Origin of the sequence: Chitinophaga sp. RAB17, assembly GCF_052114225.1 — a bacterium.
Classification (GTDB): Bacteria; Bacteroidota; Bacteroidia; order Chitinophagales; family Chitinophagaceae; genus Chitinophaga.
Map to the genome: position 1 here is coordinate 147,156 of NZ_JBFREI010000015.1, position 16,455 is coordinate 163,610.

A 16,455-nucleotide genomic window follows, 5' to 3' on the forward strand; every position below is an offset into this window, starting at 1 on the left:
TTTTATTTTAGCCCCAGGGCCCGGAGTAAAGAATTTCTTCTTAAATTAGAATACTAATATAAATAACATGAAGCAGAAATTTGGAAGATCGTTCGTGTTGATTCCTATTGGACTATTTTTTATTGCATTGACATTTATTCTTTCAAGAAAAATAGCAATGCCCGATGCAATTAGAGGATTTTCCATGGGAGTAGGGCTGGGCTTAATGATATTGGCGTTTGTTGTAAGAAAAATTAAGCCGGCATCCCATCAATGATTTTGGGATATGTTCGGGTAAACCAATGTTTATCCATCAAACATTGATACTACAAGTAACTACGAACATGCGTAGTGTTCCCACAGGGATCACAGGAAAAGCACACCCCCACCTGACGCCTGGGGTTTAAATAAAACAGAAAAACCACCTATATGGTGGCTTTTTTATTTTAGGCGAATAAATAATTTTTTATCAGACAAATATCTTCAGGTGATTTAATAGTAAGGGTTAAAAATGATAGAGCTAATGAGGATACAGTTTGGAAGCAACAGGGGTGATAACTTTTTTCGTATAAACCAGGTAGCCAATCCAGATACAAAATATGGCTATCAAGGTGACACTTAGTACAGGAGATTTGTTATCTGCAGCAGAATAAATATCATAAATGGCATGAAATGCAGAAAGGGCAATGAGAGAATGTGTTTTATCAGCTACGGCATATAGTCCCCAGCTACTAAACAACAATATGAGGAAAAAACTGAGGTTTGCACTGCTTAATTCGAAGTTAAGGTGCCAGATAAACCATAAGACGGCAACAATGAAAATATTGGCAAACTTAGGCAGGGAGGATAATGCAGGTTGTAGAAACCCGCGCCAGCCCATCTCTTCGAGCAAACCATAAATAAGTATAGAAAAAGTTACGGTGTTAAATGTTCCCTTGTATATCCATGTAATGATGCCAACAGCCAGGAAAGGCAGTCCCCAGAACAGGAGCACAGGGACAATTTTATTGGAGTAATTGCCCCAGAGTGTTTGAGTAGGTTTAATCCGGAAAGCAAGAAAAACAATGAGTGCCGCAATAGCAGGGCCTATGCCCTGGATGATAATTTTAAGAAAACCTGTTGGTATATACTGAAGAAGGGATGTCTTGTTGGTAGCATACCTGAGGGCAATGGCAATAACGTAAAAGGTCACAATAGCGCCCACTCTTATTTTATCCTTTTGCGGTGTCATATTATTTCTTTTTTACAAAGCTATTCCAAAATAGGCTGGCAAAAATTGACTTTGGGTAAGAAATCAGGTTATTTGTTTTAAAGTGACCCTTTTTCTGATGCGGCTCAGGCTTTCGGAAGTTACTCCCAGGTACGAAGCAATGAACTTTAGCGAGGTCCGCTGAACTATTTGAGGCCTTACCTTAATGAGCTTAATATAACGCTCCTCAGCGGTGAGTGTCAGTAAATTTATTTGTTCCTCCTGCTTTTTCGCATAAAGGGTTTCGGCCATAATTCTGGCCATTGTACTCCCCAGCATGGTGGAATCATATAAGGCCTTCAGGTCGGTATGAGATATTGACCAGATAACAATATCTTCCAACGCTACCGTTTTTAACGGTTTTTGTTCCTGTTTCAAAAAGGAAAGATAATCTCCGAAGAAATCATTTTCATAAAAGAGGTTGATGCAGATATCGTGTTTGCCATTCCAGATAAAAAGTGCGGCGGTGCCACTTATCAGGATGTTTAAGTATTTTTCTGTAGTACCGTAGTCCTTAATAACTTCATTCTTCCGGAAGCGTCTTTCCTGTAGCTTAGATGTAAAACCCTCCCAGGTTTTTGCATCCGCTTTGTAGAACTGATCAAAAATGTCTTTTATATTTTGTGTGGTGATTTCTGGCATGCGGCGCTTTTTTTATAGGATATAGCTCAATAGAATGATATATCATTCACATAGATTTCCACGTAATTTAAGTATTTCGGCGGATGGAGGAAGGGATTTCAGGTGATAAATGATTATAAGAATGCGCTTTTAGGCGTATTATAAAATGTAAGGTTAGGAAGATGAGGTGGCCGGGGATTGGAGGGAACGGTTACTTCAACAATAATCTGGAATATAATCTTTATATTTAACTACCGGTGGACTCAAATAACTGACTATGAAAACCGGCGGATTTTAGTTCGCAATCCTTTTTTATTCTGATGTCAATGTCGTGCCCGCACTACTTTACAATCCTATAACCATTTACTATGACTACCAAAACAGTTCAATTCAATGTGGAAGTGAGGAATGTTGTGATCACTTCGGGAACTTATGAAATCCTGAGTATTGTTAATGGATATGTTGGTGCCGCCAGTCACAAAAAATCATTTCAGGGAAATGATTTTAGTGTGGAGATGAAGGGGGAAAGCGAATCTGCTTATTTTTCTGTAACCGTTTTTATACAAAGTTATACCATAGATGGTGTTCCCCATATCATGCGGGATAAGCCGTTGGCTCTCCTGGCTACTTTTTATTTACCGGCCGTTGACCATGTGGTAAAAGTTAGCCCTGAATCCTCCATTGCATCTATCTACACATTTGCTCAAATGACAACTGTTGGAAATGACGGTTTAGTAAAGATGAGCGGCACCGAACGTAATATGAAGATTGCCTATGGAATGAAACAGAATATTTACCGGACAGAAGGAGTAGTGGCTGATATGATCAAACATTCGCCTAACGGATTTGAAACAAACAGCTACCCGATGTTTAACTCGCTGTGTAACCTGTTTTACTATTGCTTAACGGATACTGTTGTCGTTTCTGGAAAATCATTCTATGACCAGTTTCTTGACTATGCCTGGCATGAAAAAGGTAAACCGAACAACAGCTTCCTGGAAGCCATCAGGAATATGTTGTATGATCCGTTTACGAATGCCGGCAATATTTATCAGATGCTGGTGGGCAGAGAAGAAATATATAAAGACTCGCTTACTTCTATGAACGTTGCAGATGATAAGAAATCGCCGGACCAGTGGACACTTACGCTTAAGAGTAATTCGTCAGGCGCAAAGAATTTTATTCCAAGTGGAGCGGCTTTTGTGGTATTTGATGCAGATGACAATGCGTGGGTAGCGAATAATTTCAGAGCTGGGTCTAACCTTTCCGGAACACATTGCCTGGTGTATAAATATGATGCCACGCCGGCGAGTTTTTCTCCTGTACAGGGAGGAGGGTTGCTGGGCGTAGGATTTGGCGTGGCGATAGACCCGGAAAAAAAGCACATTTCCTTTGGCAATTTCGGATGGGGACCTGAATTGAACAATCCACAGGAAGGAAGTATTTCCCGTTTTTATTATAAAGACGGCAAACCGCTAAGTCCCTCCAATGGCTATACGTTGAGTCTCTCGCGGGTACAGGGAATGAACTATGATAAATCCGGAAATCTCTGGATGGCCTCTGTTGGATGCCAGGATCCTTTTGCGCCGGCACCAATTGGTCATTACCCGTTTAAAAGTGAACCCAGTGCGGTCGTCGTCTACCTGAAAGGGGAAGCCACGAAGGAAAATATGCTGATTTGTGATGAGTTTCCTGTTAAAAGGAAGGCGTCATCAGAGGCTACACCATTAAAAACGCCTTATCTTAAGGTATTTGATGTAGTTCCCGATAATCATGGAAATGTATATGTTTCCTGTATTGGCAATTATGATAAAGATCATGAGGACAAATGCGCGGTGTCAGCGGTTTATAAAGTAGCGATTGAACATAATAAACTGGTGGTTAAAGGCGCCTGGTTCAGTGATTATTACAGTCCGGTGAATAAGCACAGCGGCTATGAATCGCTTCGGCAGCTGGCAATAAATGCAGCGGGAGATGTAGTTGTGGTGGGCGTGGCCAGTAGCAGGGCAACGATACTCCACAATGATCTTTCGGGCGTAAAAGGATATTATGATGTAAATACTTACGCGCCCTGGGGCGTGAAAATCGATAAAAAGCAAACAGTTTTCCTGGCTAATTTCGGGCACGAAACAGATTATGCCAGTGATAAAACCCTGGATATGCAAGGGCCATTCGGCGTAACGATGCTGCGGGATCCGGCACATCCTGAAACCGCCCGGCTGCTGACAGTACCTACAGGTGGTGCAGAAGTAATGCTGGCAAACGGATGGCCGCTGTACGGAACACTAACGAAGCCGGTAATTGTGGATGGAAAGCCAAGTGGGCATAAGGTTCCTGTGAAGTGTTATCAGCCGATTATGCGACTCACCTCTACCAACATAGACGGAGCAGGAAATTTGTGGTGTATGAATAATTGGAAGCCTTCGGCAGTAGTAGATGTTACCGATAATCCGGGTGGGGATGGTGTGGTGATTTTTCTTGGAATCGCGGAGCCGGAATAAACGTATACTTTAAAAGGAGCCGCCTTCCATTTGTAAGAATGGAAGGCAGCTCCTTTTAATATCGTAGATGGATACTATATTTTTACGATTTCCACCCGGCGGTTTTTGGCTTTACCGTCTTCGCTGTTATTGTCAGCAATTGGCTTGTCTGCTCCCAAACCTTTTGCCTGAATCCTGCCGGCATCAATGCCTTTGCTGGTCAGTGCGCTTTTAACGGAATTGGCCCTGTCTTCAGATAGTTTTTTATTGTGGGCAGGAGCTCCGCTGTTGTCAGTATGCCCTTCAATGCTTACTTTCAAACCGGCATTATCTGCCAGCAGCTTTTGTATTTCATCGATAATAGGCTGTGATTCAGATTTAATGCTGGCTTTGTCCGTATCGAAGTTGATATACAACGCAACATGGCCTTTGCTGTCCAGCTCTTTTTTCATTTCATCTGCTTTAATGAGAGACGCCGTGGCTTTAAAAGGTTTTGTTTCTAAGATCATCCAGCCTGCGGAAACGCCGTCATCTCCGGGGGTGGTTTGTATCCAGATATTTCTATCCGCACGACGGATCAGATAAGTGGTGGTAACAGCACTTGAAAAAAATCCATAACCGTCCTTATATTTCACCTGGTTATCGCTCGGAATAACATAGAAAGAATCGTTGGGTATTTTACCTTCGGATACCTTCACACCACCGGCACCGGTAATCACTTCATCCAGGTTCTTGATTAGTTCGCGGTCACTGTAGGACTTGCCTTCTTTGGCGGTGACCCTGCTATAGAAGATTTTCCCTTCAGGTCTTTCAAAATGATCTTTCACCCAGTAGTAGATGAGGTCATAATCCATTATCTTATTTTTTGAAAAGTTCTGGTAACCTTCCGGCAGGTTAAAGTAGGGGAAGGCGCCCAGCGGCTTATCTGATATCGCGATCGCATTGATATCAAATGTTTTTGCGGCAGGTGGCGTTGCAGCTTCAGGTGTAGCATTACCGGTTTGTGTGGAAGCAGTACTATCTTCTGTAGGTGTTTGTTTTTTTTGAGAATTGCAGGCGAAGAGTAAGCTGGCAGTAGCAGCACATATTGTGAGTGTCCGGAGGTTCATATAGGTCTGTTTTTAATATTTCAAACTTAGGAATTAAACGAGATTCTTCCAAACCAAAGTTACCGGTCCTAACATATCAAAATGCCGGCACAGAGCCATTCGCTACTTCGCAGGGGAATGGTTACTGCTAAAGGAATCCCTGAACATCTTCCATCCCTCGGCTGTTTTCTTCCACAACACCAGGAACTTACCATCGTCAAACAGTTGGTTGTTGGCATCAAACGACTGCCATAAGCCTACTTCGGTTACATATTCAATGCCATCCCCGAAAACGGCGGTAGTGATAAATTTGCCCCCTCTCAGTCCGATTTTGTCATAGGCGGTACGGAAAAATTGAAGTGCCCCTTCCCGGCCTGATACGGCAGGCATGCCTGGGGCCATAATCTGGCAGTCAACAGCGTATCGTTCCACAAAGATGGAAGAGTCGTTGTTGGCAAAGGACGTAAAATAGATGGCATTGCTGGCCGCAATTGCTTTTTTCGCCTCCTGCAGTGCCGTATTGTTTTGCGCTGTTGCAGATAAGCTAGCCATCATTATGAGCACCGGCAAGAGAAGTTGGGTAGAGAAAGTGTGTATTGTTTTCATGTTATTTCGATTTACTGACACAAAATTATGCCGGCAGCTGCCGGCATAATTGTACAAATCGGAACAATGAACCACTTTTTACAGGAATACTAATTCGCCATCAATTCTGAAGTAGTGATCACACGGGCATAAAGTCCGTTGAGCGCTGTCATTCCGGCCAGGTAAGCATCGTTGATTTCTCCGGCTTTTATCGTTTTCCCATATAGCTCCCGATCCCTGGTGGCGCAGGCATCACCGATTACGGTAGTGCTGAAGCCCAGGTCCATTGCTGCTCTTACGGTGGCATCCACGCATACGTCTGTCATCATGCCACAAATAACTAGGTCGGTAATGCCGTTTGCCTGCAGGTGTTCCAGTAATGTTGTTTCCCTGAAACTATTCGGGTAATTTTTAATGATTACTTTTTCCTCCGCACGAGGGCTCACATCAGCATGTATGGCTGCACCCCGGGTATTGGGGAGGAAGAAGTCTGCGCCATCGTTAACGGCAAAGTGTTGTATATGTACAACGGAGAGCTGTTGTTGCCTGGCGGTCTGCAATACCTGTTTCGCCTGTTGGCCTGCTTGAGGAGCGTTTACCAGGGTATGCGCGCCGCCGTCAAAATAATCATTCTGTACATCAATAATCAGCAATGCTTTCTTCATTTCGTGTCTTTTTTAGATCACGAAAGTAGGCGATCGCTATTCCCTGAAATTTGAACTAGTTCAAAAAAAGAAATTTATTTACCGGATAGCTTCTTCCTTATTTTGCTTAAAAATTCATGTGAGATACCAAGATAGGCGGCCAGTTGCTGCTGGTTGAGACGTTGTTCCAGTTCGGGATATTTTTCAATGAATTCCAGGTAACGCTTATCCGCAGTTTTGCCTAATGAAGAAATGACCCTGCGCTGAAAGGTAACCAACGACTTCTGGTTCATGATGCGAAACATCTTTTCCACTTTAGGTAGCGTTTCGTATAAGATGTCTTTATGCGGCTTGTCGATGAGGAGCACTTCACTGTCTTCCAATGCTTCAATGTTCAGGGTAGACGGCCGCTGGTTGGTAAAGCTGTCGATATCTGTGGCCCACCAGCTTTCTACTGCGAAGTATAAAATCTGGGCATCCCCTTTTTCATCGGGATAATAAATGCGGAAACAACCTTTAGTCACAAAGGCTTCATATTTGCAGATGTCGCCTTCCCGCAAAAGAAAGCCCTTTTTCGTTATTTTTCGGAGATGAAAATTAGCAGCGAACTGTTCAAATTCCGTATCAGTAATTGGGATGTACTGTTCTATATTCTTCCTGAGTAATTCAAAATCGGTCATAAAATATGTTTCCGGTAGCATGCATGCCTTTTCTTAAATAGTTAAAAAATGGCAGGATGAATATTAAAGTTAGGACTTTTTTTATGATACGATATGGGAGGGAGACTATTTATGAATCAAGGCATTGGGTGGATATCCATAGTAATTTTTAAACGCATGCGAAAAATGGGAGAGGTTCTCAAACCCTACTTCAAAATAAACGTCAATAGGTTTCCGCTGTTTTTCTGCCATCTGGTAATGCGCCAGTTGCAGGCGCTTTTCGGTCAGCCATTTTTGTGGCGTAGTTTGATATGTTTTTTTAAAGTCTCTTCTGAAAGTGGCCAGGCTACGGCCGGTAAGATAACCAAACCTATCCATCGGCATGTTAAACATAAAATGCCGTTCCATAAAGTCAGAGAGATTTATTTTGCCGGGTTCTTCAAAGTCACTCAACAGTCCATCTACACTGATGTCAATCGACCTCAGTATACTAATGGCCTCCTCAATTTTGATAGCGGCTATATCCGGCGACAAACTACCACCGAGATCAAAATAATGAATCAGTGAAGCCAGACAGCCGGCCAGCAACGGGTGTTTGGAGAAACGATATATTTTGGCATCGGGGTTTATTTTACCAACCGCCTTATGCCTGGAATAGTAATCTTTCAGCCGCTCTTTGGTTAAATGCATGGCCACCGATTTATGCGGCAATCCATCTTTCGGATAATTGATAACAGTGGCCAGCTGATTACGCGGAATCAGGAAAATGTCGCCGGCATTGAACGTATAGGTTGCATCGGCCTGTATTATTTTTGTTTCACCGGAGATAAACCAAACCAGGATATGATGCTCAAATATGACCTCTGTTTTGAAGCCTTTGCCATTGAACTCCGATAGCTTAATATCGGGCGCAATATATTTCGTTTCAAACTCCATTTTTTCGAGCGGTTGATTGACAAAATAAAGTAAGCCGAATATATACATTCGGCTTGTGATAAAATAGTTTAATTGTTGATGAGGATCAATTTACGGGAAATAAAATACCGGTCATTTCTTCCGTCAGTGCCCATAATCTTCGGGCATTTTCCGCATTAACAGCGTAGGGTTGTACGCCCCGTAAGGAGAGGGGCTCGTCATAATTGTGTGCAATATTTCCTTCATCCAGCTCTGCTATGTCGGCATTTTCACAGTATACACCACCGATACCATTTAACTGCGCACTGGTGGCGCACCATACGGATGTAGCAGCTCCCTGTTCCACATGCTTCAATTTAGCAGCCACGGCTGGTTTTATATTTCCGTTTTCGTCATGCGTACCCATTTGCTGGAATAGCGCCATAGGGGCCACGCGACCGAGGTCCGTTCCATTTACTGATCCGGGATGCAGCGAAAAAGCACGTACACCAAAAGCTTTACCGCGATGGTCAAGTTCTACTGTAAAGAGGTTATTGGCAGTTTTGGATTGTCCGTAGCCTTGCAGGGTTTCATAGGGCCTGTTCATAAAGTTAGGATCTTCAAAATTGAAAGGCGCCATCTGGTGGCCATAGGACGATACATTTATTACACGGGCACCAGGAGCCTTCTTCAGGGCGGGCCAGAGCTTTGCCGTTAAATGAAAATGTCCGAAGTGATTGGTAGCAAGCTGCGATTCATAACCACGTTGATCACGCTGCAAGGGCACCCACATAATACCGGCGTTATTGACCAGTATATCGAGGGCTTCATGAGTGCCCAGGAATTTTTCCGCAAAAGCATCGATAGATACAGGATCCATCAGATCCATTCTTTCGATGGTTACGTTATTTACCCCTTTCAGATTATCGGCTGCTTTTTGGGTATCACGTGCAGGAACGATTACTGTTGCGCCGGCGGCAACAAATGTTTTTACTGTTTCAAGTCCTATGCCGGCATAGCCGCCGGTAACGACCGCTGTTTTGCCGGTAAGGTCAATCCCTTTTATTACATCATGCACAGTAGATGTTGCGTCAAACCCCGAATGAACAGGTTGCTGAAGGGCGCCGTTATAATTGTCTTTTAAGTACATATTGCTGATTTTTAGAACACAAAGCTAGTGATAGCGCCCTCAAGCCACTTTGTTTAAAACGTCAAATTGTTTTGTTTAAAACGTCACTTTGAGATGTATCGCTTTTACAGCTGGCAGTAAAAATCGTAAGGGCGGCTATGCCCAGGATCATTTTTTTTATAGGTCAAAAATTCAATTTGTCGTGGTTTACGTTTTTGCATAGGTTCCGTTGGGTTGTGCAGGCCGCGGGTCCTGACATAACGAAAGAAGGTGTCTCAAAAGAGACACCTTCTTTCAACGTTACAATGTTCGCTGCTATTGGTAATTATAATTATCCCAGTAAGGGCTTTGTGCTTTTATATTAGCAGGTACCCAGAAAATAGGAGAGGTATTATTATTCTGCGCTGCTACTTTAGCGAAGTTGTCCGGATTATTGGTCACTTCAATCGCAGGGTAGCGTGCTCTCTCCGGCATTGGTTTCCAAACGGAACTATGCCAGGTGAATGGCTCCAGTTTCGGGTGATGGGTCCTTCTCAGTTCAGCCCATAACTCGTAGGGTTGATAGAGATTCAGGTGCAGGTATTTCTGCTGCATCAGGATTTCCATTTTATCGTCCAGAGAAGCGGCGGCAGTGAACTTGTTTTTAACAACATCGCCCCACGCGCTCACTACTGCGGCAGTTGGTCTGGTAGGATATACCAGTGCCGTTTGTGCAGGCGTCAGATTTGATTTAGCATAACTGCTCAATTGATTGATGGTATACCAGAAAGCGATGGAGTGTGTTACTTCATCTTTAATATGCTCTTCAGCAGATTTACCGGTATTAGCCAATCCTTTCAGCGCAATTTCCGCCAGGAGCAGATCCAACTCGCCCAGTGAACTCATGTAAACCGGCATCTTCGCATTCTGGTGGAAGGTAGCATGGTTATACATGGATTTAGCATTTGTAGAGAAAGTAGAAGCTACATTATCCGCAAAAGGATAATATTTCTCTCCGCTGCTATATAAGGCATCCTGTGCTTCTATATTGGCAGAAACACCGCGGTAGTCCATGTATTTAGTAGGCATGGCCAGTACTGGTAAACGGGGATCGTCAATTCCTTCCTCATAAGCAGGCGTACCGTAGTTCAGCCTTTTCATGATAATGTTTGGAATAAAGGAAGCGAAGCAATTTTCATACACCCCGCGGATCCAGGTACCACCACCGGTTGGCACGATATCAAACCAATAGAACCAGTAATAGTCTGTTTGTGGTAATGGTTTTGCCAATGCCGCCTGAATCAGTGGTTTGGCATACGCCTCTTCAACACCGGCAATTCTTACCAGTAATTTCAGACGTGTGAAGTTGATAAAAGCTACCCACTTGTTGATATCACCTTTGAAGGCAATATCCTGGTTGGTAAAAATAGTTTTACCCGCATCAGAGGTCTGTGCATAGGCGGCTGGTAAAGCATCTACCAATGTTCCCAGTTCAGCAATTATAGACTGATAAACCGCTTTAGGATCGTCGTATTTAGGAAACAGGTATTGTGCCCCTCCTTTCATTCCCTGAAAGGCATCTGAATAGGGAATGGAATTAAAAACATCCACCAGCTTGGCACTCTGATAGCATTTAATAAAGCCGGCCAGTTTCACATACAGGTCACCATCTATTTTCATTTGGCCGGTACGCAGTGCCACGGAGTCTACGAGTACTTCATAGTTTTTCAGCCTGGTAAAACTATTCTGAAAGAAATTCTGCCCGGTAATGGGAGAATCATCAAAACCATTGCCCGTGGTGAGATCGTTATAACCGGAGAACCAGGCGTAACGATAAGATACATACCGCTGTGCAACCTGTTCATAACCGGTGATGCTGGTGCCGCCATTAAGGAGATAATACCATTCTCCATAATCCTGTGCGAAAATTTTATTGTTGGTCAGCAGAGCCGTAAATAGCCCTGGGACTACATCAATACCCTGGCCGGTAGTAAGCTTGTCCTTGTCATAGAACCGGTCTTCCAGGTCTTTTTTACAGGCGCCAAGGACAGAGGCGGACAGTAGAATAATATATAAATAAGCTTTTTTCATTTTTTTCATTTTATACATTAGAAAGCCACATTTAATCCCAGGGAATAAGTCCTTTGTGTTGGGTAGATGGTATTTTCTACGAATACATCTGCACCCAATGCTCCTTCCGGATCGATGTTGGGAATAGATTTGTACAGGTAGAAAAGGTTACGGGCGGCCGCTGTAATGGTGAGCCTTTGCATTTTAATCTTTTTTGCCATGGTTGCCGGTAATGTATAGGAGAGTGCTACTTCTCTTACTTTGATGTAGTTGTTCTCAAACATACGGTCTGGCGGGAAAGACGTTGCCAGGTCATTGGCATAACTGGAGTAGTAGTTATATGAATTGGTCATGATGTCATTTGGAACATATTTGCCATTTGCATCGAGTTTAACACCTGGAAGAATCAGACCATCATGATATACTTTTCCATCCCTGGACTGTGCAGGTGCTGGTTGCGAATGCTGCCACGGAATCTGCTGGCCGCCGGCATTGTAGTAATAGGCAAGACCGCCATTTTCTTCATCGCGGTATTGCATCGTATTTTCCAGCTGTCCTACACCCGTTAAGCGGTTATTAGTGTAAGAGAAGATGGTACCACCGTATTTATAATCCAGTCCGATACGGAAGTTGAAATTCTTATACTGGAAATCAGAGATGAATCCACCATATAATTTAGGCATCACATTACCAGCGGATATCTTTTTCTGGTCATCCAGCACATAGCTACCATCGCCATTTACTATTTTGTTGCCAGCTTCATCGCGCTTATAGTCATACGTCATGATTTCTCCATATGGCCGGCCCTGATCTGCATTTATAGAAACAGCACTGCCATTGATCAGGTTACTGAAGGGATTGTAAATAACTCCAGGATACAGATCTATTACTTTAGATCCCTGTTTGGCCGCATTCAGGGTCAGATTCCACCGATAATTTTTACCGATCAATGGTGTTCCTGTCAGCGCCAGTTCAAAGCCCCAGGCTTTTACATCACCCGCATTCACGATTAAACCGGTAGAACTGGAGGCAGAAGAAATTGGCAGACTGATAATCTGGTTATAGCGGTGATTGCTATAGAAAGAGAAGTCGAGTGTAATCCTATCCTGCGGGAGGAAGGTATTGTTGATACCTATTTCAAATTCCCGTTTACGTTCCGGTTTCAGCGCTCCGGGCAAAAGATCTCCGGGAGGAGCTACTGAATTGGCGTTGGTGCTGGGAAGGCGGTTATATCCATAGAGGTTGTTGGCAAAATAACGTGTCGTACCATTACCCACATCAGCCCAGGATAATCTCAACTGTCCACTGTTAACAGCAGGCAGCGCAAAACGCTCGGTATAATTCCAGGTAACTGCTGCACCAGGATAGAAATATTTATTATTTTCCGGAGGCAGCGTAGAATTCCAGTCTTGTCTTCCCTGTACTTCCAATGTCAATTCATTTTTCCAGGACAACGCAGCAGAAGCCAGTAAACTATACAGCACATCAGAACCACGACTGTAGTTCCTCAGCTTATCCATATTGTCGGCACTGGGTGTTCCAAGTTGATTGGAAAACGAATACCAATCAGGGAAGGTCAATCCACCCACCGTATTGGTACCAAGATAGTCTACTGTACGGAGTCTGTATATACCTCCACCGAATGCGAACAATCGTAAATCGTTATTATGGAACGTCTTATTATAGTTCAGTAACGCCTGATAAGTTTGGGTAGTAGCATTTTGTTTTGCCACTCCGAAAAGGCCGCCCTGTACCGTTGGAAGCACTCTTGTTACACCTTGCTCCGTGGTATAATTGGTGTTATCATAGTCCAGACCTGCCTGTCCTACCAGGAAAATATTTTTGGTAAAGTTCAGGGTTACTTTGGCAGAAGTGATCATATGCACTTTATCATCCTTGTAACGGTTCTGTTTCTGATTCCACAGGTAATCGCCCAATTTGTTAAACGCATCAGATACTCTTGCATTGGAGAGATCGCGTTTATAACCAGTGGCATCTGTATAGTAAGGGTAGATTTTGCTGTAATCATAGTCTACCGGATATCCCCATGCTACAGGGCCATCGTTCTGGGAACGGCGGTTCTGCGTGGTGATATTGTAGATATTGGAAACCACTTCAAAGGAAGCCAGGTCGGACGCTTTGTAGTTACCATTAAAACTAAAAGAGTTTCTTCTCTGCCAGCCATTGTCAGAAGCGATATCCTGGTAGTTATAGTTGGTGTAAGAAGCCCTGATACTTCCTTTTTCATTGCTACCTGCAATAGCCACATTCGCAGAAGTGGAATGACCAGTCTGGAATAGGGAGAGGAAATTTCCTTTATGCGGAGAGTTCTTCACCATAGAACTATCATAAAACATTACATCTGCTCCATCAAAAGCCGGTCCGAAGCTAAAGCGCTTATTCGGCAGCAGCCTGGTTTTTATACCATTGATCGTAGCATAGGTTGTATCGTAGAGGTTATCTCCCAGGCCGTATTTGTCCTGTAATTTCAGGTAAGATATAGGCTGTTCCACGGTATACTGCAGGTTGCCGGTCATGCCAAATCCTTTTACATTACGGCCATTTTTGGTGGTAATAAGCATTACACCATTAGCAGCATCGCTGCCATACAGCACGGTTGCTTTTGCTCCTTTGAGGATATCGATAGATTCAATATCATCAGGGTTGATATCATTAATACCTGCGCCATAGTCGAATCCTTGTCCAATATCGCCGCCTATCTGGGTTTTGCGATCACTGAGGATCACACCATCTACCACAAATAAAGGTCTTACATTCTGGTTAGGGTTCATACTGGCTGCACCACGGATATTAATCCTGACACCACCCTGTGGGCCGGCAGCACCTGTGTTTACACCTACACCGGCAGCTTTACCATACAACGCCAGGAAGGGGTTCATAGTGGTACCAGCTTTGGTCAGTTCATCGGCCTTAATTGTGCTGATGGCATATCCCACGGTTCCTTTTGGACGCTTGATACCCAACGCCGTTACCACCATTTCATTTAACCCGCTGGAAGCAACTGCCAGTGTAATATTCAGGGAAGTACTGGTACCTACGGTAACAGACTGTGTTTCAAATCCAACAGAGCTAAATACCAATACCACATTCCCTTCAGGTACATCAATGCTGTATTGCCCTTGTACATTGGTAGTGGTGCCGGTTTTGGTACCCTTGATGAGAATGGTGACACCAGGTACCGGAGCCCCGGTAGCATCCCTCACTACACCGCTTATTTTTCGTATAACTACTTCTGGTATAGGTATGAAGGGAGTAGCATTCTCGAGTTTATAATCCTTTTCTTTTACAGCAATGATTTTACCGATTACCTCATAGCTGAATGGCTGATTTTTGAAAAGCAGCGCCAATACATCTTCCAGCGAACCATTCTTAATGGAGATATCTACCGGCTTACTTTTCTTCAGCATAGCATCTTCATACCAGAATTTATAACCCGATTGCTTTTTGATTTCTTCAAACACCTTCTGAATCGGTGCATTTTTTTGCGACAAGGTTATCTGTTGCGACAGAGTTTTGGCGCTGATCTGCAAACAAACTACCGTCAAGAGGATAGTTGTCAACTTTATTTGCATAATCAGTTGTTTTTTTAACTTCAGATGGACGCCCGATTGACGGAGTGCCAGGACGCGATCTTTGATGGTTGATAATAGCCCGGGTACATAGACGGGCTTTGCATGACAATGAGATTGCATACATTTGTGGTGTTTGGGTTTAGATAATCTGATTTCTGGTAATATTGATGTCAGTGGCTGACCCAGGCTTATTTGCCAGGGGCGGGTGAGATCGCTCCTGGTTTTTTATGCCGGTTCCTCACTTTCCTTAGGGACCTTTGTTCATTATTAGGTATTTGGTTGATATAATTGAAATAACAAGCTACGGCATCACAATCAGCTTCCGATTCTCCATTTTAAAATGGATCTTGCTGATTTCGAGCAGTCTTAATAGTTCTGAGAGGTTCGCGTCTCTGGGAATATCTCCTGTAAAGCTCCTTACTGGTATCGCGTCACTATATACTACTTCTACATCGTACCATCTTTCCACCTGGCGCATGATTGTTTTGATGTCGGCGCTCTTAAAAGAAGTAACGCCATTTTTCCAGGCAATGGCGAGATCAATGTCTGCCTTTTCTATAACGTGCATTTTGCCGTTTGGTTCAAGTAACGATTGTTCTCCCGGCTTTAATAAGCTGGAAGCATCATCCCGGGAAACTTTCACGGCACCATCCAGCAAGGTGGTCTTGATCTCAGCTTCATCGGCATAGGCCATTACATTAAAACTGGTGCCTAGTACGGCTATATTAGCTTTGTTTACCGATACAAAAAAAGGTTGACCAGCATTTTTCGCCACTTCAAAATAAGCTTCTCCACTTAGTTCTACCCGGCGTTCCTTTCCAACAAAGGCAGTAGGGAATTTCAATGAAGAGGCTGCGTTCAGCCACACCCGGGACCCATCGGGTAACTCCAGCCGGTACTGCCCACCTTTGGGTGTTCTGAGTACATTGTAGGCCACCCCGCTATTCGTGGAAGAATTTCCCGGATCATATTTCAATAAACCCGGACTCGCTTGTAGATGCACATTCCCCTGTTGGGCCAACGTGCCTTTCATACTGCTGTCCAGCGCAATCTCATGGCCATTGGCCAGGGTGAGCATCGCTTTATTACCACCCGGTGCCACGTCCTTCTTCGTGTCTTCTGTCAATGCGCGGGAAGATTTATCTCCCTTGCGGTCCCGGGTAGCCAGCATCCAGGCTCCCGCGGCAACAATCAATAATAATACCGCTGCTGCCCAACGCTGCCAGTATACCGGTTGTATAGATGTCTGCACCGGTTCCTGCGTCAGTTGGGGTAAGGAAAAGGGAATTTCCTCATTATCACCCGACTGTATCCAGGCTTCTTCTATCAGTAACTCCAGCTGCGTCTGATTATCTGCTCCATTCAAAAAGTCACTTAACTCGGACTGTTCTCCTGCTGTAAGCTTTTTATTGGCATATTGACTGAGTAGGTAGCGCAACCTGGTATTATCCATTAGTATAGATTGATTCTATATAATAAGACAGC

13 protein-coding genes are annotated in these 16,455 nt (G+C 43.8%); 2 read left to right on the plus strand and 11 right to left on the minus strand.

Features of this window, described 5'->3' with window-relative positions; genetic code table 11:
* Positions 1 to 67 precede the first annotated feature (67 nt).
* On the plus strand, positions 68 to 256 hold the full coding sequence (locus AB4Z08_RS32160) for a hypothetical protein (protein ID WP_441577887.1): 189 nt from the start codon (positions 68 to 70) through the stop codon (positions 254 to 256).
* Between the two features lie 243 nt (positions 257 to 499).
* Here the strand turns inward: AB4Z08_RS32160 and AB4Z08_RS32165 are convergent, their stop codons facing one another.
* Positions 500 to 1,210, minus strand: a complete 711-nt coding sequence (locus tag AB4Z08_RS32165; protein ID WP_441577888.1) for a CPBP family intramembrane glutamic endopeptidase — start codon at positions 1,208 to 1,210, stop codon at positions 500 to 502.
* Positions 1,211 to 1,273: 63 nt separating this feature from the next.
* Positions 1,274 to 1,870 (minus strand): Crp/Fnr family transcriptional regulator, encoded by a 597-nt coding sequence (locus tag AB4Z08_RS32170; RefSeq protein WP_441577889.1) that lies wholly within the window; start codon positions 1,868 to 1,870, stop codon positions 1,274 to 1,276.
* Positions 1,871 to 2,217: 347 nt separating this feature from the next.
* On the opposite strand from AB4Z08_RS32170, the gene AB4Z08_RS32175 reads away from it, so the two are divergent.
* The gene (locus AB4Z08_RS32175; RefSeq protein WP_441577890.1) at positions 2,218 to 4,350 is read left to right on the plus strand and encodes a hypothetical protein; all 2,133 of its coding nucleotides are present in this window, start codon (positions 2,218 to 2,220) and stop codon (positions 4,348 to 4,350) included.
* A 74-nt stretch (positions 4,351 to 4,424) separates the two neighbouring features.
* Here AB4Z08_RS32175 and AB4Z08_RS32180 read toward each other — a convergent pair whose 3' ends face one another.
* From AB4Z08_RS32180 to AB4Z08_RS32220, 9 genes are all read right to left on the minus strand, one after another.
* A complete protein-coding gene (locus AB4Z08_RS32180; RefSeq protein WP_441577891.1) occupies positions 4,425 to 5,438 on the minus strand; it encodes an OmpA family protein in 1,014 nt (337 codons plus the stop codon).
* Positions 5,439 to 5,540: 102 nt separating this feature from the next.
* Positions 5,541 to 6,023: a YybH family protein gene (locus tag AB4Z08_RS32185; RefSeq protein ID WP_441577892.1), complete on the minus strand. Its 483-nt coding sequence runs from the start codon at positions 6,021 to 6,023 to the stop codon at positions 5,541 to 5,543.
* A gap of 89 nt (positions 6,024 to 6,112) precedes the next feature.
* A complete protein-coding gene (locus AB4Z08_RS32190) occupies positions 6,113 to 6,667 on the minus strand; it encodes a cysteine hydrolase family protein (protein ID WP_441577893.1) in 555 nt (184 codons plus the stop codon).
* 74 nt (positions 6,668 to 6,741) lie between these two features.
* Positions 6,742 to 7,326, minus strand: coding sequence for a Crp/Fnr family transcriptional regulator (locus AB4Z08_RS32195; RefSeq protein ID WP_441577894.1), 585 nt, complete (start codon positions 7,324 to 7,326; stop codon positions 6,742 to 6,744).
* A gap of 105 nt (positions 7,327 to 7,431) precedes the next feature.
* Positions 7,432 to 8,241: a helix-turn-helix domain-containing protein gene (locus tag AB4Z08_RS32200; RefSeq protein WP_441577895.1), complete on the minus strand. Its 810-nt coding sequence runs from the start codon at positions 8,239 to 8,241 to the stop codon at positions 7,432 to 7,434.
* Positions 8,242 to 8,326: 85 nt separating this feature from the next.
* Positions 8,327 to 9,349, minus strand: coding sequence for an SDR family NAD(P)-dependent oxidoreductase (locus AB4Z08_RS32205; protein ID WP_441577896.1), 1,023 nt, complete (start codon positions 9,347 to 9,349; stop codon positions 8,327 to 8,329).
* A 294-nt stretch (positions 9,350 to 9,643) separates the two neighbouring features.
* On the minus strand, positions 9,644 to 11,398 hold the full coding sequence (locus AB4Z08_RS32210; RefSeq protein ID WP_441577897.1) for a SusD/RagB family nutrient-binding outer membrane lipoprotein: 1,755 nt from the start codon (positions 11,396 to 11,398) through the stop codon (positions 9,644 to 9,646).
* 17 nt (positions 11,399 to 11,415) lie between these two features.
* Positions 11,416 to 14,970 (minus strand): SusC/RagA family TonB-linked outer membrane protein, encoded by a 3,555-nt coding sequence (locus AB4Z08_RS32215; protein WP_441577898.1) that lies wholly within the window; start codon positions 14,968 to 14,970, stop codon positions 11,416 to 11,418.
* 301 nt (positions 14,971 to 15,271) lie between these two features.
* Positions 15,272 to 16,423 (minus strand): FecR family protein, encoded by a 1,152-nt coding sequence (locus tag AB4Z08_RS32220; protein ID WP_441577899.1) that lies wholly within the window; start codon positions 16,421 to 16,423, stop codon positions 15,272 to 15,274.
* Positions 16,424 to 16,455 lie beyond the last annotated feature (32 nt).

Bases quoted from the DNA above. Each gene is read 5' to 3' on its own strand.
- AB4Z08_RS32160 (WP_441577887.1), top strand. From the start codon at position 68: ATGAAGCAGAAATTTGGAAGATCGTTCGTGTTGATTCCTATTGGACTA.
- AB4Z08_RS32165 (WP_441577888.1), bottom strand. From the start codon at position 1,210: ATGACACCGCAAAAGGATAAAATAAGAGTGGGCGCTATTGTGACCTTT.
- AB4Z08_RS32170 (WP_441577889.1), bottom strand. From the start codon at position 1,870: ATGCCAGAAATCACCACACAAAATATAAAAGACATTTTTGATCAGTTC.
- AB4Z08_RS32175 (WP_441577890.1), top strand. From the start codon at position 2,218: ATGACTACCAAAACAGTTCAATTCAATGTGGAAGTGAGGAATGTTGTG.
- AB4Z08_RS32180 (WP_441577891.1), bottom strand. From the start codon at position 5,438: ATGAACCTCCGGACACTCACAATATGTGCTGCTACTGCCAGCTTACTC.
- AB4Z08_RS32185 (WP_441577892.1), bottom strand. From the start codon at position 6,023: ATGAAAACAATACACACTTTCTCTACCCAACTTCTCTTGCCGGTGCTC.
- AB4Z08_RS32190 (WP_441577893.1), bottom strand. From the start codon at position 6,667: ATGAAGAAAGCATTGCTGATTATTGATGTACAGAATGATTATTTTGAC.
- AB4Z08_RS32195 (WP_441577894.1), bottom strand. From the start codon at position 7,326: ATGACCGATTTTGAATTACTCAGGAAGAATATAGAACAGTACATCCCA.
- AB4Z08_RS32200 (WP_441577895.1), bottom strand. From the start codon at position 8,241: ATGGAGTTTGAAACGAAATATATTGCGCCCGATATTAAGCTATCGGAG.
- AB4Z08_RS32205 (WP_441577896.1), bottom strand. From the start codon at position 9,349: ATGTACTTAAAAGACAATTATAACGGCGCCCTTCAGCAACCTGTTCAT.
- AB4Z08_RS32210 (WP_441577897.1), bottom strand. From the start codon at position 11,398: ATGAAAAAAGCTTATTTATATATTATTCTACTGTCCGCCTCTGTCCTT.
- AB4Z08_RS32215 (WP_441577898.1), bottom strand. From the start codon at position 14,970: ATGCAAATAAAGTTGACAACTATCCTCTTGACGGTAGTTTGTTTGCAG.
- AB4Z08_RS32220 (WP_441577899.1), bottom strand. From the start codon at position 16,423: ATGGATAATACCAGGTTGCGCTACCTACTCAGTCAATATGCCAATAAA.